We start from the raw sequence: 17,269 nt of genomic DNA, 5'->3' as shown, positions 1-17,269 counted from the left end.
CATGGTGGCCGGAAGGACAGCGAGGCCCGAGGTGGCCTGGGGAGAGGATCGGACGCTTGTTTACAGCGATTCGATGCGAATGACTTGCGGGGTCTCCAGCGTCGTCGCCTGGGCGGAAATTTGTTTCAGCGCGCGGCCCAGCTTGGCTTCGGTCGTTTCGTGAGTCGCGATCACCACGGGAACGGCCTCGCCCGGTGCCCGCCCCCGCTGCAGCAGCGCCTCGACGGAGATGTCCTCGTCGCGCAGCACCTCAGCGATGTTGGCGATCACCCCGGGCCGATCGACGACCATGAGGCGCAGATAGTAGGCACCAACGTGATCTTCCATCGGCAAGGTCGGAAGCTGTTTCAGCCGCTTCGCCGGCACGCCGAACACCGGCAGACGCAGGCCGCGAGCGAGATCGACGACATCTGCGACGACCGACGAGGCCGTCGGTCCGGCGCCGGCGCCGCGCCCTTCGGCCACGATGCGATCCACGAAATCACCCTGGGCGGCGACGGCGTTAAAGACACCGTCCACCTGCGCCAGCGGCGTATCCGTCGCGATCATGCAGGGGTGAACCCGCTGCACCACACCGCCGTCGCGCCGCTCGGCGATGCCCAGCAACTTGATCCGATAGCCGAGCTCCTCCGCGTACTGCATGTCGAGCGCCGAGACGCCGCGAATGCCCTCCACGTGCAGCGCATCGAAGTCGACCTGACAGCCGAAGGCCAGAGCGGTCAGGATCGCCAGCTTATGGGCGGCATCGATACCATCGACGTCGAAGGCCGGGTCGGCCTCCGCATAGCCGAGCGCCTGGGCTTCCGCCAGAACGTCGTCGAACTCTCGGCCCGTCTCGCGCATGGTCGAGAGGATGTAGTTGCAGGTGCCGTTGAGGATGCCGTGCACCCGGTCAATGCGGTTGGCCGCAAGCCCCTCGCGCAGAAGCTTGATGGCCGGAATGCCGCCGGCCACCGCCGCCTCGTAGGCCAAGGCGGCGCCCTTGTCCTCGGCCAAACGCGCCAAGGCGGCACCATGGTGCGCGACGAGGGCCTTGTTGGCCGTCACGACGGGCGCCCCGCGCGAGAGGGCCGTCTCCACCACCGTCTTGGCCACGCCCTCCGAGCCGCCGATCAGTTCAACCACGAGATCGACCTCGGGATCCGCCGCCATGGCGACGGCATCGTCGAACCAGCGGAACTGCGAGACGTCGAAACCGCGATCCTTATCGCGGTCGCGCGCCGAGACGGCGACCACGCGGATCGGCAGACCGCAGCGCTCCGCGATGGTTTCGCCATTGGCCGCAAGCAGCTGCACGACCCCACCGCCGACCGTTCCGAGGCCGGCAACCCCGATCTTCAAGGCATTCGTCATCGACCGTTGCTATCCCAGTGTTCCGATTATCCCAGTAGCCCGACTATCCGAGCGCCTGCTGCGTTTCGCCCGTCGCCTGATCCCGGCGGAGGAAGGCTTTGATGTTGCGAACCGCCTGGCGCGTCCGATGAAGGTTCTCGACCACCGCCAGGCGCAGGTGGCCGTCCCCGTACTCGCCGAAGCCGACCCCGGGGGCCACCGCTACCTTGGCCTCGCTCAGCAGGAGTTTGGAGAACTCCAGCGACCCCATCTCGGCGTAGGCAGGCGGCAGCGGCGCCCAGGCGAACATGGTCGCCGGCGGGCGCGGCACCTCCCATCCCGCCGCCGCCAGGCCGTCGATCAGAACGTCGCGGCGCTCGCGATAGCGCCGGCGCATCTCCTCGATGCAGTCCTGGGGACCGTTGAGAGCCGCCGTGGCGGCGACCTGGATCGGCGTGAAGGCGCCGTAGTCCACGTAGGACTTCACGCGGGCCAATGCCCCGATCAGCTTGGGGTTTCCGCTGCAGAAACCGATCCGCCAGCCCGGCATGGAGTAGGTCTTCGACAACGAGGTGAACTCGACGGCGATCTCTTTGGCTCCCGGCACCTGCAGTATCGACGGCGGCGGCGGTCCCTCGAAATAGACCTCGGCATAGGCCAGGTCGGAGATGATCCAGATCCCCTCGCGCCGGCAGTAGGCGACCAGCTCCTCGTAGAAGGCGAGGTCCGCCGTCTCGGCCGTCGGATTGCTCGGAAAGTTGACAATCACGGCCAGCGGCTTGGGCACCGAATGGCGCACGGCCCGCGCCAGCGCCGCCATGAAGTCCAGTTCCGGCCCCGTCGGGATCGAACGGATGGCCGCGCCGGCGATGATGAAGCCGAAGGCGTGGATCGGATAACTGGGGTTCGGCGCCAGGATGATGTCGCCGGGACTGGTGATCGCCTGCGCGAGGTTGGCCAGCCCCTCCTTTGAGCCGATGGTGACTATGGTCTCGCGCTCCGGATCGAGGTCCACCCCGAAACGTCGGTCGTAGTAGGCGGCGACAGCCTTGCGCAGTCCGGGAATACCGCGCGAGGTGGAGTAGCGGTGGGCGCGCGGATCGGCCAGCGTCTCCGCCAACTTGTCGATCACATGCTGCGGCGGCGGCAGGTCCGGATTGCCCATGCCGAAATCGATGATGTCTTCGCCCTCGGCCCGGGCCGCGGCCTTCAGTGCGTTTACCTCCGCGAAGACGTAGGGGGGCAGACGCTTGATCCGGTGGAATTCTTCCATTGCTCTCGATCTGGAAACCCGGTCGCCCGGCTGCAGGCGACCGGACCTCGAACTAATACTCCAGATAGATTTCGACGCGCCGATTACCGGCCTCGCCGGTGGGCATGAACTCGTAGAAGACCGGCTGCTGGGCCCCCAGCGCCTCGATGGCCAGTGCCGAGTCGGGAACCCCCTGACGATTGAGGGCGTTCGCCACCGCCGCCGCGCGCTGCTGGCTGATCTCGAAGTTGGCAATGGCATGACGGGCCGGGTCCATCACGCTGGTGCGCATGGAGGCATGGCCGACGATCCTGAGTTGGCCGCCCGTGGTCTGCAGGATGTCGCGAACCTGGCCCAAGACCGTCCGATCTCGCGAGTCCAGATTCGCTGAGCCATGGGCAAAGTAGATGACGCCGACCAGTTCCCGGCGCAGCGGCGCCTGCTGCTGCAACTGGGGCACGGCCGTCATCTGAGGCAGTTGGCTGACCGAATCCGCTTGCTGACCGGGATCGCTGCGGCCCGGTGGTGGTGGCGGCAGTCCGTCGGCGTTGGCGACCATCGGCCTGGAGCCGCCGGACACGTTGGCGGGGGCCGTTGCGGAGGGCGCCGGGGCGGTCGAGACGGAGCCCCCGCTTTGGTTGGCACTTGCATCTCGGTCGGCCCCGAGCGTCTCCGCGCGCGCCCGGTCTTCCGCCAGGCTCTGCTGAAGCGCGGCGCGCTGGCTCGCCGGGCTGGTCTCTCTTCGCTCCGGAATGGACCCCAGGCTCGGCGTTTCCGCCTGTTCGCTCTCTGCCGGGACCGGCACCCGGCTCGGCTGAGGTTCGTCGCCGAAGAACTCGTCCCAAACGCCGCAGCCGCTCAACAGCAGAGGTGCCGCGACGGCGAGGACGACAAACCGGCGGGTACTTCGCCCGCGCGTCCCGTCCGACGACCGGACCCGCTTGATGCCTCGCACAACCTGCACTGCCCAACTCCTCGACACAGCCTTCGTCCGCGTTCCCCGGTCGAGCCCGTCAGCCGCTATCTCGGATCGCGCGACTCGGGGCCCAGCCTTGGTCCCTGTTGCAAGCCTGCTTACCTTGCACCCAGGCAAGCGGCAAGGTAACACAGACCGCTAGCGCGCAAAGGGACTAACCGACCGCCGGCACGGGGTCGAACCCGCTCGAACCCAGCCTTGACCGGCGGCCGTTCCCAGGTGACGTCCCCCAGGTCGATTATCACCCACAAGGATCGAACATGGCCGACGAAAAGCAGGCTGCCGACGTGAAACTGCCGGACCCGGTGGAGCTGTCGCGAGCGATGGCGGGAATTGCCGAGCGGAGTCAGAAGCTTGTTAGCGATTTTCTGGAACGGCAGTCCCAGGACACCAACGGCCTGAACAACCAGTCGCTCGACCCGCTGAACATCGGCGGCGCCTTTTTCGACATGACCGCCCGCCTGATGACCGACCCGACCAAGCTGATGCAGGCGCAGCTCGGCTTCTGGCAGGACTACATGAAGCTGTGGCAGAGCACGGCACAGCGCATGATGGGTCAGGAGGCGGCGCCGGTGATCGAGCCCGACCGCTCCGACAGGCGCTTTCGCGATCCCCTCTGGGAAGACAGCCAGCTCTTCGACTTCATCAAGCAGTCCTACCTGCTGAGCGCGCGCTGGATCCAGTCGACCGTCAACAAGGTCGACGGTCTGGACGACAAGACCTCCAAGAAGGTCGACTTCTATACCCGCCAGTTCGTGGACGCCATGGCCCCCTCCAACTTCGCCATGACCAATCCGGAAGTGCTGCGCGCGACGATGGAAAGCGGCGGCGAGAACCTGGTCAAAGGCCTGGAGAACCTGCTGGAGGACCTGGAACGCGGCAAGGGCAAGCTGGCGATCCGCATGACCGATCTGGACGCCTTCAAGATCGGGGAGAACATCGCCGTCACCGAAGGCAAGGTGGTCTACCAGAACGACCTGATGCAGTTGATCCAGTACACGCCGAAGACCGAGAAGGTCTTCAAGCGTCCCCTGCTGATCATCCCGCCCTGGATCAACAAGTTCTACATTCTGGATCTGCGCGAGAAGAACTCCTTCGTGAAGTGGGCGGTCGAACAGGGTCACACCGTCTTCATCGTCTCCTGGGTCAACCCGGACGAGGGCTTGGCCCGCAAGTCCTTCGAGGACTACATGCTGGAGGGCATCTTCGCGCCGCTTGAGGCCATCGAGCAGGCGACCGGCGAACCCGAAGCGGACGTGATCGGCTACTGCCTGGGCGGAACGCTTCTGGCCAGCGCTCTGGCCTACCTCTCGGCGAAGCCAAAGTCGAAGCCGGGCCCCGACGTCTCGCGCATCAAGAGCGCGACCTTCTTCACCACCATGACCGACTTCGAGGAAGCCGGCGAGCTGGGTGTCTTCATCGACGAGGAGCAGCTTGCGGCCCTGGAGCAGCAGATGAGCCAGAAGGGTTATCTGGAAGGCTCCTCCATGGCCACCAGCTTCAACATGCTGCGGGCGAACGACCTGATCTGGTCCTTCGTGGTCAACAACTACCTGCTGGGCAAGGACCCCTTCCCCTTCGATCTGCTGTACTGGAACAGTGATTCGACCCGCATGCCGGCGGCCATGCATTCCTTCTACCTGCGACGCATGTATCAGGAAAACCGGCTGATCAAACCCGGCGGGATCGAGCTGCTGGGCGTCCCGTTGGATCTGACGAAGATCAAGACGCCGGTCTTCATCCTCTCGACACGCGAGGACCACATCGCCCCCTGGAGCTCGACCTACGCACTGACGCAGCATCTGTCGGGGCCCGTCAAGTTCGTGCTGGCCGCCTCGGGCCACATCGCCGGCGTGGTCAATCCGCCAGTCTCGAACAAGTATTCCTACTGGACCAACAGCCGCAATCCGAAGGACCCCAATGACTGGCTGGACAAGGCGAGCGAGCACGCCGGTTCCTGGTGGCCGGAATGGAACAAGTGGGTGGCCAAGCACGCGGGGCCGAAGGTCGCCGCACGGGTTCCCGGCGAGGGCAAGCTTGCGGTTATCGAGAACGCACCGGGCTCTTACGTGCAGGTTCGCGCTCAAGGCTAGCCCACTGCCTTCCCGTCCGGGCCTTGGCCACTTCACGAGCGCGGCGCGCGCGCTGGCAGCCACCTTGCTGCTTACGGTGCTGGCGGGCTTGGCGAGCCCTGCGCTGGCCGACACCGCCGAGCCGCTGCGCGCCGACGACGTCGCGGCCTTCCTGGCGGAGGCCGGTCCGCTCTGCGCCCTGCGCCCCGCCGCCGACTGCATCGACAGCGGCTGGCGTTTCGCAGATCGCAACGGCGACGATCGCCTGGGCCTGAACGAGGTCAACGACGTCCGCGACGGCGTCCAGCGCTGGTTCCTGAGCGCACGCGAGGAGCTGCCGCGGCAGACCAGCGCCGGGGTCGCGGTGGGCCTGCTGGCCCTGCAGTTGGTCGGCGTCTCCTCCTTCCACGACAGCTACGACACCGACGGCGATGGACAGGTGACCCGCGGCGAGGCCCTGGCCGACGTGACCTTGGACAGGCGTCCTCTGCCTCTGTTGCTGCAAGATCGGGCCGCCGTAGACTGGCCTCGCTTCCTAGAGCGTCTGGGCGTCGGTGCCGCGGTCATCGACGGTCTGCTGCCTGAGCAGCCGTCACCGCAGTAGGCCTGCGACGGCCGGGACCGAACCGAGAAAGGAGGCGCGAACCATGCCCTACGTGAACATCCAGATCACCAAGGGTGCGAAGCGGTCCGAGAAAGCCGAACTGGTGCGCGACGTAACGGACTCCCTGGTGCGGGTGCTCGGGAAGAAACCCGAACACATTCACATCGTGATCCAGGAAATCGAGGAAGCCGACTGGGGCTACGCCGGACAGCTGACCGACGACTACCGGCGCCAAAGCGACGAGCGATCCGATAGAGGCTGACTTGATCTGAGGCGCGTAGAGCCTACGCCTCCGGCGGCTTCCTGTGTTTCGCCTTTCGGCTGTAGGCTTTCGCCGAAGGTTTGACCTTCAGGGGCTGTCTCCAGAGCTGTGCGGCGAGCGGATTGCGCGGCTTCTTCAGTTTCCTCGAAACCTTAGATTTTTCCGACATCTTCTTGATTTCGCTCGTTTCGTTCGCGCAGATAGGTCGCGCCAAGCCGCGCGTAGTGCTCCGCCTGCGGGCCGAAGCCGTCGATCTCCTCCTGGCTCAAGTCCCGCATCAACTTCGCCGGGCTGCCCGACCAGAGCTCGCGCGTAGCCACCTGCTTGCGGGGCGTGACGAGAGCCCCCGCCGCGACCATGCCCTCGCGCGCCACCACCGCGAGGTCCATCACCGTGGCGCGCATGCCGATGAAGGCCCGATCCTCCACCGTACAAGCGTGCAGCAGGGCAGAGTGCCCGACCGTCACCTCGTCCCCGATCAGGGTTGCCATACCCCCGCCGGACTCCCGGTAGTCGGAGCCGTCGCGCGGCCGGTTGACGTGGATCACCGTACCGTCCTGGATGTTGGTCTTGGCCCCGATCCGGATCGCGTTGACGTCGCCGCGCAGCACGCAGCCATACCAGATCGAGCTGCCGGGCCCGATCTCCACGTCGCCGATCACCGTCGCGGTCTCCGCCACGAAGGCCTCGGGATGGATGCGGGGAAAGACGCCACGGAACGGCAAGATCACTGGCGACATGAAGAAACTCCGAGGCCATTGCGACGTCCGGCTTCTAAACCGGATCGCCGTGCGGTGTCACGCTGCCCGGGTTGGATCGTAGAGAGGCTCAGGTGGGCCGGCGCGAGAGGGCGAGCCAGATGCCGCCGCCGACGAGGGCGCAGCCGCTGAAGATCTCCAGCAATCGCACGCGCTTGCGGGTCAGCCAGCGCCCTGCCCGTCCCGCGAGCACCGCGTAGCCGCCGTCCAGCAAGGTGGCGACCACCATGAAGGTGCCGCCGAGCAGCAGGGTCTGCAGCATTACCGAGCCTTCGGGTCGGATGAACTGCGGAATGAAGGCGCCGAAGAACAGCAGCGCCTTGGGATTCGACCAGATCACCAGTACGCCCTGCCAGAAGAAGGAGCGCTGACGCAGCGGCGCTTTGCTGTCGGCCGCATCCAGCGGTGCGCGGTTGAGCAGAAGCTTGAGCCCCAGGTAGATCAGATAGGCGGCGCCCAGCAGCTTGACCCAGGTGAAGACGGCGCCCATCGCCTCCACCACGACCTGCAGGCCGGCCGCCAGGATCACGAGCATCACCGCCAGACCCAGCTGGGTTCCCACCACATTGGCCAGCCCGGCGCGCGCGCCGTGCCGCAGGGAGTTCGCGATGATCACCGTGACCGTCGGCCCCGGCACGACGACCACGGCGACACAGGCCAGAACGAAGGTGAGATAGGCGGTCAGGTCGAGCAAAGCGAAGATCCCCCAAGCGGCTTCTGCCACAGCTTAGAGCGCGCGCAGCTTCGGCGAAAGCACGGCGGAGTCCCGACTCTACGACTTCTCCGATAAGGAGAATGAGAAGCTTAGGTTTCGCCTTTCGCAAGTGGCGGTTATGGTGAGGTAGATCCTGTCTTCTCTCCCTGCAGCAGCGCGACCCCGAGTGAAAGGAGCAGCCATGGCCTTGCCCGGCGACCTTGAGGCTTTTCAGCCACATATGGAGCGTCTTCGTATCGAACCCGTAGCCGCGGAGGGAACTCTGCGGCAGGCCGATGAGCGCTTCACCGCCATCGTCGAGGGCGACCGCCGGCAGTTCGAAATGCACGATTACCGCACGATGTATCGCGTGCCGATGCTCTACGACACAATGCTCTACGGCTGGCTACGCTGTCAGACGCCCCGACTGCTGGCGCAGCACTTCAAGCGGCTGCAGGCCGCAGCCCCGGACGCCGCCCCCGACGCCGACAACGAAATCAGAATGCTGGAGGTCGGCGCCGGATCGGGCGCCTTCGCCTCGGCCCTGCATCACGAGCTGCCGGCCATCCGCATCCTGGGCCTCGACATCATCGAGGAGGCCAGGCTCGCCGCCCAGCGGGACAGACCGGGCGCCTACGAGGCCTACTTGGTGGCCGATCTCTGCAACATGTCGGAGGAGGCGGAGGCGCGGGTGACGGCCCTCGCGCCGAACTGCGTCGGCGTCGCCTCGGCCACCGGCTGGGGCAATCACATCCCGGTGGCCGGTTTCGAACAGGCCTTCGCCTACCTGCAGCCCAAGGGCTGGTTCATCTTCCACGTCAAGCCGAACGACCCCGACCCGGAGTGCGTCGCCCTAGTCGAGTGGATCGAAGCCAAGCTGCGCAACGGCGAGATCGTCGACAGCGAGTCGGACAAGATCTTCCATCGCTACGGCGTGACCGGCGAGGAGATCTACTACGACTACGTCATCGGCCGGAAAGCCGCTTAAACGCATCGGGGCCGTCCAACCGGACGGCCCCGAGCCGATACAGATCCGAGAAGGCGCTTTAGCGCTTCGAGAACTGGAAGCTGCGGCGGGCCTTGGCCTTACCGTACTTCTTACGCTCGACCTCGCGGTCGTCGCGGGTCAGGAAGCCGCCCTGCTTCAGGACCGGACGCAGGTCCGGCTCGAAGTTGACCAGAGCGCGGCTGATGCCATGGCGCACCGCGCCCGCCTGTCCGGAGAGGCCGCCGCCGGTGACGGTGCAGACCACGTCGAACTGATCGACCCGGTTGGCCGCGCCGAAGGGCTGGTTGATGATCATGCGCAGCACCGGACGGGCGAAGTAGGTCTCGACCTCGCGCTTGTTGACGGTGATCTTGCCGCTGCCCGGCTTGACCCAGACGCGAGCCACGGCGTTCTTGCGCCGGCCCGTGGCATAGGCACGCCCCTGTGCGTCCAGCTTGGGTTCGGCGGGAGCGCTGTCGGCGCTGGCGACGGCGCCGGGCGCCACGCCCGTGGCTTCGCCCAGCTGTGAGAGATCGGTGAGGGTCTGTTCCTCGGCCATGGAACCGTTAGCCTCGCTTGTTCTTCGGGTTCATCGCGGCGAAGTCCAGCGCGCTGGGCTGCTGGGCCTCGTGGGGATGCTCTGCGCCGGCGTAGACGCGCAGGTTCTTCATCTGCGTGCGCCCCAGCGGGCCGCGCGGCACCATGCGCTCGATCGCCTTGTAGATCACGCGCTCGGGAAAACGCCCGGACAGGATGGCGTCCGCCGTGCGGTCCTTGATGCCGCCGGGATAGCCCGTATGCCAGTAGTAGCGCTTCTGAAAGCGCTTCTTGCCGGTCATGCGCACCTTGGCGGCATTGACGATCACCACGTTGTCGCCGCAGTCCATGTGCGGCGTATAAGTGGCCTTGTGCTTGCCGCGCAGAATGTTGGCCACGCGGCTTGCGAGCCGACCGAGCACCACGCCATCGGCATCGATGACGATCCACTGCTTGTCGATGTCGGACGGCTTGGCTGAAAAGGTCTTCATCTTCGCCGGGTCCTGTTGGATCGAAGGGAGTGACATGCGAAAAACGAGAATGCGCGAATTGCGGACCGGAAAATCCGCCGCGCGTCCAGGCCGGTGAGGTACGCAGGTGGGGTCGTGAAGTCAATGACAAAAAATGCCGCGAAAAGAGACTGTTACCATTTAGGTATTCTAATACCACCGCTCGATCCCTTGATGACCTTGGGATCCCGCCGAAAAGGCTGCGGAGCGTCACGAGGATGGATCTGACGCGCCGCCTCGCCGGCCGTGTCGCCCTGGTCACCGGGGCGAGCGGAGGCATCGGACGGGCCCTCGTCGACCGACTGGCCGCCGAGGGCGCGCGCGTGGCGGCAAGCGACCTGACGCCGCCCCACCTTCCGAACACCGACCTCCCGAGCACCGATCTTCCGGGCGCCGACCTGAGCCTGGCGCTGGACGTCACGGAGCCGCAGGCCTGGGACGCAGCGGTCGCTCGGGTGGAAGACGAGCTGGGCCCGCTGGACATCCTGATCAACGGCGCCGGGCTGGCGATCGCCAAAGACATCGAAGCCACGACGCAGGCCGAGCTGCGCCGCAGCCTGGCCGTCAATCTGGAGGGCCCTTTCCTTGGGATGCAGGCCGGCATCGCGGCCATGAAGCGGCGCAGCGCCGCCTACGAGGGCGTCATCGTCAACCTGGCCTCGATCGCCGGGCAGGTCGCGGCCGTGCCGCTGGCCGCCTACGCCGCCGCCAAGGCCGGGCTGGTCGGGGCGACCAGAACCGCGGCGATCCACTGCGCCGAGGCCGGCTATCCGATCCGGGTCGTCGCGCTCTGCCCCGGCTTCGTGCAGACCGCCATGCTGGACGGCATCGCAGGCGCGCTGGGCGACACCGACGCCATGCTGAACAAGCTGGCGCGCCGGCAGCCGAATGGGCGGCTGACTACGCCGGAGGAGATCGCGGCCTCCGTCGCCTTTCTGGTCAGCGACGACGCCCGCGCGGTCACCGGCGAAGCGCTGATCGCCGACGGCGGCTTCGTCGCACGGTAACTTACTGCAAGCCTGGAGGCGTTGATCAGAACAGGGGCGTTCATCAGAGCAGGGCCGCCCGCAGCAGGTCAGGCGGAGCGGATCTGCCTGAGGAAAGTCTCCGCCTCGTTCTTCAGCGTTACCGACTGCTGCGACATGTCTTCCGCTTCCTCGACGATCTTGCTCGCCGCCGTGCCGGTGTCGGACACCGACTGACTGACGCCCGAGATGTTCGTACTGACCGTCTGGGTTCGCGTCGCCGCCTGCTGAACGTTGGTGGCGATCTCCTCCGTCGCGGCCGATTGCTCCTCAATGGCGGCGGCGATGTTCGTCGTCACCTCGTTGATATCGCCGATGATCTTGCCGATCCCTTCGACCGAACTGGCGGCATCCTTCGTCGAATCCTGAATGTCCGCGATCTGGACGCTGATCTCCTCGGTCGCCTTGGCCGTCTGGTTCGCGAGGTTCTTCACCTCCGAAGCGACGACCGCGAAGCCCTTGCCGGAATCGCCGGCGCGCGCCGCTTCGATCGTCGCGTTCAGGGCCAGCAGATTCGTCTGCTCGGCAATATCGGTGATCAGGTCGACGACATCGCCGATCTTCTGCGCCGACTTGACCAGCCCCTGGATCGTTTGATGCGTTACGCCGGCATCGCGAACGGCGGCGTTCGCCGTCGAGGAGGCCTCCGATATCTGCCGGCTGATCTCGTTGATCGACGCGGTCAGCTCCTCGGTCGCGGCCGCAACGGTCTGCACGTTCTCCGAGGCCTGCTCCGATGTGGAGGCGACTGCCTCCGACTGGGACAGCGCCTGGTCCGCCGTGGAGGACATGCCTCGCGCCGACGACTGCATGGAACTCGACGACGCCGAGACAGCCTCGACAACCCGCCCCACGCGTCGTTCGAAGCTGTCGGCGAGAGCGTTCATCTCCTGCGTCTTCTGCTCCTTGGCGCGCACTTCGGCCTGCTTCTGCTCCGCGTCGAGCTGCCTGATCCTGATGGCGTTGTCCTTGAAGACCTGAACGGCATTGGACATTGCGCCCAGTTCGTCCTTTCGCCCTTGAGCAGGCACCTCGACCTCCAGGTCCCCGTCGGCAAGCTTCTGCATGGACCGGGTCATGCCGGCCATGGGTTTGAAGACGAGGTAGGACACCAGCAGACCGATCATCACGGCGGCCAGAACAAGGGCGCCGCCGGCTTGCGCAATCGACGCGTAGAGGTTCTGCACGGAATCGGCGCGGACGACGCTCTGCTTCTCGAAGACCCAGACTTTCCAGTCCAGGCTGTCGATGACATCCAAGGATCCGTAGTACTGCTCATCGTCAATCTGGAAGACCAGCTGCCCGCTTTGCGCTTGAGCACCGTATTGTTCGAGATCGGGAACGACGTCCCACAGCTTCTGGCCAATGAACTCCTCGTTCTGATGGGCCATGATGAAGCCGTCCGAACGAGTCAGGATAATGTTGTCGAAATCCAGCAAACCGTTGGTGAATTCGGTGATTTCCGTCAGTCGCAGGTTCACGCACAAGGTTCCGTAGACCTCATCGCCCTGGCTCAGGGGCACACCGACGGCCATGATCAGAAACCCGGCGCTGGAGACATAGGGCGTCGTGACGATCCGATCCTCGCCACCGTGGATGCGGCGGTACCACTCACGCTCCAGAGCGATCTCCTCGAAGTCAGGAATCCGCCCTTTCGTCGTAAAGGTCGATCCGTCCTTGAAACCGTAATAGCTCTCGAGAGCGCCTGCGTTCTCCAGCAAATCGGTGATGAGGGTTTGCCGGAACGCGAAAAGCGCGTCACCCTCCAGGCCAGCGGAGTTGTCGAATTGCTTCGAGGCGAGTTCCAGAGACCGAAAGTACCTCTCCATCTTAACGGAGACGGCCTGCCCAACCGCCCGCGCCATGACGTTGAGCTCGTTACGCTTCATATTCTCCGATGAAGAACTGAAGTTTTTGTATGAAAGAGCTGTCATCGCCACGATGACGACACAAAAGAACAAGAATACACTCAGAATAATTTTCGATTGAGCCTTCATTTTTGTTGACCTTTTGTGCCGCTTCAGGGATCGAACGTGATGAAGACGCCAGCGATTGAGTTTGTTTTCTGTTTATCTCAAGCTGACCGCGTGTGTGCCCCCGAACCTACTTTTCGCGTATGACGAAGCATTACGAGCCTCTGTCTACCGCCTGCGATTTTACTCAAACTTGTTAATATACTATTGAAAGTCGCCGCTCGTATTGAGGGACTGTTCGACAGAGTTCACGCTGTCAAAAGGCATCGTCGCGGGATATCGGGCCACAGGATACCGGACTGTATGTGCTTGCAGTCTGAAGATCGGCCAGACGAGCGCAGCCGAGACTGCCGACACACCCCTCGCGTCGAGAGCGGAATCGGCAGTCTTCGCCAGGCCCGGATCTCTCGTTCGATCCGGCCTCGGCCTAAACGCCGACGTTCCGCCAAAACGCCTGCATCCCGATGGATCGCGAAAGACCGGTCTAAGACCTGAAGGACATCGACCTCATGGCACCTGCAGACACGGCCGACATCACGGGCCTTTCCGCCATCACCTTGACCACGCGGGACATGGCGCGGGCGGTGATCTTCTACGAGAAGCTCGGCTTCGTCTTGAAGTATGGGGGGACCGACTCTGCCTTTACCTCTTTTCATGCAGGCAGCGGGTTTCTAAACCTGATCGCCGCCGATCCGGACCTGCCATTCCACGGCTGGGGCCGCGTGATCTTCCATGTTGCGGATGTCGACGGCTTCCATGCGCGGGCGCTCGACCAGAGGCTGACGCCTCAGTTCCCTCCGGAAGACGCGCCCTGGGGCGAGCGCTACTTCCACATCACCGATCCCGACGGCCACGAACTGAGTTTCGCCAAGCCGCTTTAGATTCGCACCGCGACAGCCCAGGCCTAGCCGCCACCGTGCAGGGCGGGCTCGTGCAGGGCGGGCTCGTGCAGGGCGGGCTCGTTCTTGGCGGACCGGAAGTGCCGCGTTACAGTCCCGCCGCCCGCACAGCGATGCGGGCCAAACAAGAGGCAGCCGCAACGTCGCCGCAAGCGCGACCGCACGCGGCTTCGCAATGGGATGCTTTTCGGGGATCAGGGAGCGAGGTTTCATGACACGTAAGCTTTTGCTGGCCATGGCGGCGACCGCCTTGGCACTGGCCGCGCCTGCGGCTGCCGGCGCTCAGGACGCACCGGTGAAGATCGGCATGCTCACCACACTGTCCGGCGGCGGCAGCGCGCTCGGCATCGACGTGCGCGACGGCTTCCTGCTCGCGGTCGAGCAGGAGGGCGGCAGCCTGGGCGGCGTGCCCGTCGAGGTGATCGTGGAGGACGATGCGCGCAAGCCCGACATCGCCAAGGAGATCGCCGACCGCATGGTCGAGCGCGACGGGGTCGAAATCATGACCGGCCTCATCTTCTCCAACCTGGCCATCGCGGTGGTGCCGAGCGTGCTGCGCGAGGAGGTGATCTACATCAGCGCCAACGCCGGTCCCTCGCAGCTTGCCGGGCGCGGCTGCCACGAGAACTACTTCAACGTCGCCTGGCAGAACGACAACCTGCACGAGGCGATGGGCAAGTACGTCTTCGATCAGGGCTTTCGCAACCCCTTCATCCTGGCGCCCAACTACCCGGCCGGGCAGGACGCCCTGACCGGCTTCAAGCGCTTCTACACGGGTGAGCTGGCCGGTGAGCTCTATACGCAGCTCGGCCAGACCGACTACGCCGCGGAGCTGGCACAGATCCGCGCCGCCGCGCCCGACTCAGTCTTCTTCTTCCTGCCGGGCGGCATGGGCATCAGCTTCATCCGGCAGTACGACCAGGCCGGCCTCAGCGGCCAGGTGCCGCTCTTCGGCCCGGCCTTCAGCTTCGATCAGGCGATCCTGGGCGCCGTCGGCGAGTCCGCGGTCGGCGTGATCAACTCCTCCCAGTGGAACAAGGACCTGGACAACCCGGCGAACGCCCAGTTCGTCACCGCCTTCCAGGAGGCCTACGACCGCCTGCCCTCGCTCTACGCCAGCCAGGGCTACGACACCGCCCGGCTGATCGCGGCGGCGCTGGCCGAGACCGGCGGGACCGACGACCTGGACGCCTTCCGGGCCGCCGTGAAGGCCGCCGACTTCGAGTCCGTGCGTGGAGAGTTCCGCTTCGGCAACAACAATCACCCGATCCAGAACATCTACGTCCGCGAGGTCGTGATGGAGGAGGGAACGCTGACCAACCGCACGGTCGGCCGCGCCTTCGCCGGACATCAGGACGCCTATGCCGCAGAGTGCGGTCTGGAATAGTCAGGAGGCCGGAGAAGAGTTTCGCCGGCTCGACCTCTGACTCTTGGCCTAGCCCGTTTTCGTTCGCCCTAGCCGTTCGGCTTGGCACCCGGATGTCTTGGACTGCGTTAAGAACAGGATCGCCGAGAGGGGCCGCAGCCATTTAGGCCTCCAGGTCAGTGTGAAGGCGACGGCGAGTGCGGCGAGGGTGATGGCGGTGGCCCAGAGCAGCGCACCGAAGCTCGGCCCGTCGCGCAGCAGGGCAAGGCCGAGCGAGAGGGTCAGCGCGAGGCCGCCCAGCGTGCGCAGGGCCAACAGCCGGAGGCCCGTCGGCGGCGGCCTCTGCGCGACCCGCTGCCACGGCCGCGCCTGGCCCAGCGCCAGAAGGGCAAAGCCCAGGTAAGCGGCCAGGGCCGTCGCGATCAGCAGGGCGCTCTGCAAGGAGCCCTACTCCGCCGGCCTGGCCGCCGCGCCGGCGGTCTGCGGCAGCAGGGGCCGGGCACGCCGGCCAAGCCTCTGCGCCGTCAGGGCCGCGATCGCCGCGCTGACGAGCAACAGCAGGTCCATGCCGGCCACCGGCCAGAGGTGCGGTACGGCCAGCGTGCGCAGCAGATGATCGCCGGTGGTCGCCGCGTTCAGAGTGACCGCCAGCAGGGCCAGGCCCGCGACGGCCCAGCACTGCTCCCGCCAAGCCCGCCCCGGCCGCAGCCAGGCATGGGCGAAGGTAGCGAGCCAGACCAGATAGAAGGCCCAGATCTCCAGCCCGGCACGCTCGTAGCCGGCGAAGCTCGCGCCCAGCGGCAGCAGGCGGTTGGCGACGAAGAAGGCCAGCGTAGCGATCAGGATCCCCGTGACGCCCCCGACCGTCAGTCCCTCGACGATCCGCACGCCGGCCAGCCCCTGCGCCGCATGGCGCTTGCGTCGGCTCTCCAGCCAGAAGAGGTAGCCGGTGGCGATCATCACGCAGCCCGATAGACCCAGCAGGAAGTAGAGCCAGCGCAGCGGCCAGTGGTCGAACTGGATAAAGTGCATGCCGGAGATGAAGCGCTGCAGATGGACGACCGGCGCCGACTCGTGCCTGTGCAGAACCGCGCCGGAGGCCGCATCGAAGCGCAGGCTGTCGACGTTCAGGTCGACGGAGCGGGCACGGCTTCGGTACAGCTCGACCGTGGCCCCGGCGTCGCCGGGCTGCCAGACGCGTAGAAAGAAGGGCGGCTCGCCCCAGCGTTCCGTCGCCTCCGCCGCCATGGCATCGAGCGACGCGCGCTCGCCAGCGGGCAGATCCGCCGTCTCGCGCTGGTAGCTGCCGAAAGCCTCCTGGAAGAAGGCTTGCCGGTCGTTGCCGTAGACTGTCGTCATGACCGTCGGAAAGTAGATCGTGAAGGAGATGATCAGCCCCGACAGCGTGATGACGAAGTGGAACGGCAAACCCAGGACGCCGGTCAGGTTGTGCAGGTCGAGGCTGGACCGGGGCAGCTTGCGCTCCCAGCGGAAGGTAAAGAAGTCGATGAAGATCTTGCGGTGGATGACGACGCCGGAGACCAGCAGAACCAGCATGCCCATGCCGGCAAGTCCGACGAGCCAGATGCCGAGCTGTCTCCAGTTCAGGTGCAAGCTGTAGTGAAACGGGAAGATGAAACCCGTGCCGGCAAGCGTTCCCTGGTCAGGCAGGACCGCACCGCTGGCGGGATCGAGCTGGCGGGTGAGGATCGCCCCCTCGGACGTTTGATAGCCGAACCGCAGGACCGGCTCGCGCTCTGAGGCGAACACCACCTGCCAGCGCCGCGCGTCGGACGGCACCATCTCGTCGACCTCGTCAGCAAGACGGTCGAGCGAGATGGGGGCCGCAGGCAGCGCCAGGCGCGTGTCCGGCATCATCCAGCGGTCCATCTCGCGGTCGAAAACCGAGAGCGTCCCCATCCAGAAGATCGCGAAGAGCAGCGCCCCCAGCACCACCCCCGCCCAGGTGTGCAGCCAGGTCATGGAGGCGCGGAAGCCCTGAGGCATATCAGACTGTCTCAT

17 protein-coding genes are annotated in these 17,269 nt (G+C 65.6%); 7 read left to right on the top strand and 10 right to left on the bottom strand.

Annotated elements, in window-relative coordinates; translation table 11 throughout:
- Nucleotides 1-60 precede the first annotated feature (60 nt).
- The 3 genes from ACO054_RS05385 to ACO054_RS05375 are packed head-to-tail and all read right to left on the bottom strand — an operon-like array spanning nucleotide 61 to nucleotide 3,548.
- Nucleotides 61-1,353, bottom strand: coding sequence for a homoserine dehydrogenase (locus tag ACO054_RS05385; RefSeq protein ID WP_421709417.1), 1,293 nt, complete (start codon nucleotides 1,351-1,353; stop codon nucleotides 61-63).
- 43 nt (nucleotides 1,354-1,396) lie between these two features.
- Nucleotides 1,397-2,605 (bottom strand): LL-diaminopimelate aminotransferase, encoded by a 1,209-nt coding sequence (locus ACO054_RS05380; protein WP_421709416.1) that lies wholly within the window; start codon nucleotides 2,603-2,605, stop codon nucleotides 1,397-1,399.
- A gap of 52 nt (nucleotides 2,606-2,657) precedes the next feature.
- Nucleotides 2,658-3,548 (bottom strand): OmpA family protein, encoded by an 891-nt coding sequence (locus ACO054_RS05375; RefSeq protein WP_421709415.1) that lies wholly within the window; start codon nucleotides 3,546-3,548, stop codon nucleotides 2,658-2,660.
- Nucleotides 3,549-3,820: 272 nt separating this feature from the next.
- Here ACO054_RS05375 and ACO054_RS05370 point away from each other — a divergent pair, with 272 nt between their 5' ends.
- The 3 genes from ACO054_RS05370 (at nucleotide 3,821) to ACO054_RS05360 (ending at nucleotide 6,498) form a co-directional block, all read left to right on the top strand.
- Nucleotides 3,821-5,653 carry a PHA/PHB synthase family protein gene (locus ACO054_RS05370; RefSeq protein WP_421709414.1) on the top strand — a complete coding sequence of 611 codons (1,833 nt, stop codon included), beginning with the start codon at nucleotides 3,821-3,823 and terminating at the stop codon, nucleotides 5,651-5,653.
- A gap of 64 nt (nucleotides 5,654-5,717) precedes the next feature.
- Nucleotides 5,718-6,236: a hypothetical protein gene (locus tag ACO054_RS05365; protein WP_421709413.1), complete on the top strand. Its 519-nt coding sequence runs from the start codon at nucleotides 5,718-5,720 to the stop codon at nucleotides 6,234-6,236.
- Between the two features lie 43 nt (nucleotides 6,237-6,279).
- Nucleotides 6,280-6,498: a tautomerase family protein gene (locus tag ACO054_RS05360; RefSeq protein WP_421709412.1), complete on the top strand. Its 219-nt coding sequence runs from the start codon at nucleotides 6,280-6,282 to the stop codon at nucleotides 6,496-6,498.
- Between the two features lie 152 nt (nucleotides 6,499-6,650).
- Here the strand turns inward: ACO054_RS05360 and ACO054_RS05355 are convergent, their stop codons facing one another.
- Together ACO054_RS05355 and ACO054_RS05350 are read right to left on the bottom strand one after the other, a co-directional pair.
- Nucleotides 6,651-7,238 (bottom strand): gamma carbonic anhydrase family protein, encoded by a 588-nt coding sequence (locus tag ACO054_RS05355; protein ID WP_421709411.1) that lies wholly within the window; start codon nucleotides 7,236-7,238, stop codon nucleotides 6,651-6,653.
- 88 nt (nucleotides 7,239-7,326) lie between these two features.
- On the bottom strand, nucleotides 7,327-7,980 hold the full coding sequence (locus ACO054_RS05350; protein WP_421709410.1) for a LysE family translocator: 654 nt from the start codon (nucleotides 7,978-7,980) through the stop codon (nucleotides 7,327-7,329).
- Between the two features lie 172 nt (nucleotides 7,981-8,152).
- Here ACO054_RS05350 and ACO054_RS05345 point away from each other — a divergent pair, with 172 nt between their 5' ends.
- Entirely contained in the window at nucleotides 8,153-8,938 is a 786-nt protein-coding gene (locus tag ACO054_RS05345) for a methyltransferase domain-containing protein (protein WP_421709409.1), read from the top strand.
- A 58-nt stretch (nucleotides 8,939-8,996) separates the two neighbouring features.
- On the opposite strand, the gene rpsI is transcribed toward ACO054_RS05345, so the two are convergent.
- Together rpsI and rplM are read right to left on the bottom strand one after the other, a co-directional pair.
- Nucleotides 8,997-9,497, bottom strand: coding sequence for a 30S ribosomal protein S9 (gene rpsI, locus ACO054_RS05340; RefSeq protein ID WP_421709408.1), 501 nt, complete (start codon nucleotides 9,495-9,497; stop codon nucleotides 8,997-8,999).
- Nucleotides 9,498-9,504: 7 nt separating this feature from the next.
- A complete protein-coding gene (gene rplM, locus ACO054_RS05335) occupies nucleotides 9,505-9,966 on the bottom strand; it encodes a 50S ribosomal protein L13 (protein WP_421709407.1) in 462 nt (153 codons plus the stop codon).
- Nucleotides 9,967-10,202: 236 nt separating this feature from the next.
- Here rplM and ACO054_RS05330 point away from each other — a divergent pair, with 236 nt between their 5' ends.
- On the top strand, nucleotides 10,203-10,991 hold the full coding sequence (locus tag ACO054_RS05330; RefSeq protein ID WP_421709406.1) for an SDR family NAD(P)-dependent oxidoreductase: 789 nt from the start codon (nucleotides 10,203-10,205) through the stop codon (nucleotides 10,989-10,991).
- 68 nt (nucleotides 10,992-11,059) lie between these two features.
- On the opposite strand, the gene ACO054_RS05325 is transcribed toward ACO054_RS05330, so the two are convergent.
- Nucleotides 11,060-12,898, bottom strand: a complete 1,839-nt coding sequence (locus ACO054_RS05325; RefSeq protein ID WP_421709405.1) for a methyl-accepting chemotaxis protein — start codon at nucleotides 12,896-12,898, stop codon at nucleotides 11,060-11,062.
- A 593-nt stretch (nucleotides 12,899-13,491) separates the two neighbouring features.
- On the opposite strand from ACO054_RS05325, the gene ACO054_RS05320 reads away from it, so the two are divergent.
- Together ACO054_RS05320 and ACO054_RS05315 are read left to right on the top strand one after the other, a co-directional pair.
- Entirely contained in the window at nucleotides 13,492-13,863 is a 372-nt protein-coding gene (locus ACO054_RS05320) for a VOC family protein (RefSeq protein WP_421709404.1), read from the top strand.
- A gap of 229 nt (nucleotides 13,864-14,092) precedes the next feature.
- Nucleotides 14,093-15,268, top strand: coding sequence for an ABC transporter substrate-binding protein (locus ACO054_RS05315; protein ID WP_421709403.1), 1,176 nt, complete (start codon nucleotides 14,093-14,095; stop codon nucleotides 15,266-15,268).
- 48 nt (nucleotides 15,269-15,316) lie between these two features.
- On the opposite strand, the gene ACO054_RS05310 is transcribed toward ACO054_RS05315, so the two are convergent.
- Complete coding sequence (locus ACO054_RS05310; protein ID WP_421709402.1) at nucleotides 15,317-15,688, bottom strand: DUF3325 family protein; 372 nt, start codon at nucleotides 15,686-15,688, stop codon at nucleotides 15,317-15,319.
- A 6-nt stretch (nucleotides 15,689-15,694) separates the two neighbouring features.
- On the bottom strand, nucleotides 15,695-17,269 hold the full coding sequence (locus tag ACO054_RS05305; RefSeq protein WP_421709401.1) for a PepSY domain-containing protein: 1,575 nt from the start codon (nucleotides 17,267-17,269) through the stop codon (nucleotides 15,695-15,697).

Source organism: Algihabitans sp. (assembly GCF_965226985.1).
In the GTDB taxonomy this organism is placed as follows: domain Bacteria; phylum Pseudomonadota; class Alphaproteobacteria; order Kiloniellales; family DSM-21159; genus Algihabitans.
This window is presented reverse-complemented; position numbering and strand designations above follow the sequence as displayed.

What these genes read in the sequence shown, in the direction of transcription:
- ACO054_RS05355 (WP_421709411.1), bottom strand. Translation starts at nt 7,238, where the DNA reads ATGTCGCCAGTGATCTTGCCGTTCCGTGGCGTCTTTCCCCGCATCCAT.
- ACO054_RS05345 (WP_421709409.1), top strand. Translation starts at nt 8,153, where the DNA reads ATGGCCTTGCCCGGCGACCTTGAGGCTTTTCAGCCACATATGGAGCGT.
- ACO054_RS05315 (WP_421709403.1), top strand. Translation starts at nt 14,093, where the DNA reads ATGACACGTAAGCTTTTGCTGGCCATGGCGGCGACCGCCTTGGCACTG.
- ACO054_RS05325 (WP_421709405.1), bottom strand. Translation starts at nt 12,898, where the DNA reads ATGAAGCGTAACGAGCTCAACGTCATGGCGCGGGCGGTTGGGCAGGCC.
- ACO054_RS05370 (WP_421709414.1), top strand. Translation starts at nt 3,821, where the DNA reads ATGGCCGACGAAAAGCAGGCTGCCGACGTGAAACTGCCGGACCCGGTG.
- ACO054_RS05385 (WP_421709417.1), bottom strand. Translation starts at nt 1,353, where the DNA reads ATGACGAATGCCTTGAAGATCGGGGTTGCCGGCCTCGGAACGGTCGGC.
- ACO054_RS05360 (WP_421709412.1), top strand. Translation starts at nt 6,280, where the DNA reads ATGCCCTACGTGAACATCCAGATCACCAAGGGTGCGAAGCGGTCCGAG.
- rpsI (WP_421709408.1), bottom strand. Translation starts at nt 9,497, where the DNA reads ATGGCCGAGGAACAGACCCTCACCGATCTCTCACAGCTGGGCGAAGCC.
- ACO054_RS05320 (WP_421709404.1), top strand. Translation starts at nt 13,492, where the DNA reads ATGGCACCTGCAGACACGGCCGACATCACGGGCCTTTCCGCCATCACC.
- ACO054_RS05380 (WP_421709416.1), bottom strand. Translation starts at nt 2,605, where the DNA reads ATGGAAGAATTCCACCGGATCAAGCGTCTGCCCCCCTACGTCTTCGCG.
- rplM (WP_421709407.1), bottom strand. Translation starts at nt 9,966, where the DNA reads ATGAAGACCTTTTCAGCCAAGCCGTCCGACATCGACAAGCAGTGGATC.
- ACO054_RS05330 (WP_421709406.1), top strand. Translation starts at nt 10,203, where the DNA reads ATGGATCTGACGCGCCGCCTCGCCGGCCGTGTCGCCCTGGTCACCGGG.
- ACO054_RS05305 (WP_421709401.1), bottom strand. Translation starts at nt 17,269, where the DNA reads ATGAGACAGTCTGATATGCCTCAGGGCTTCCGCGCCTCCATGACCTGG.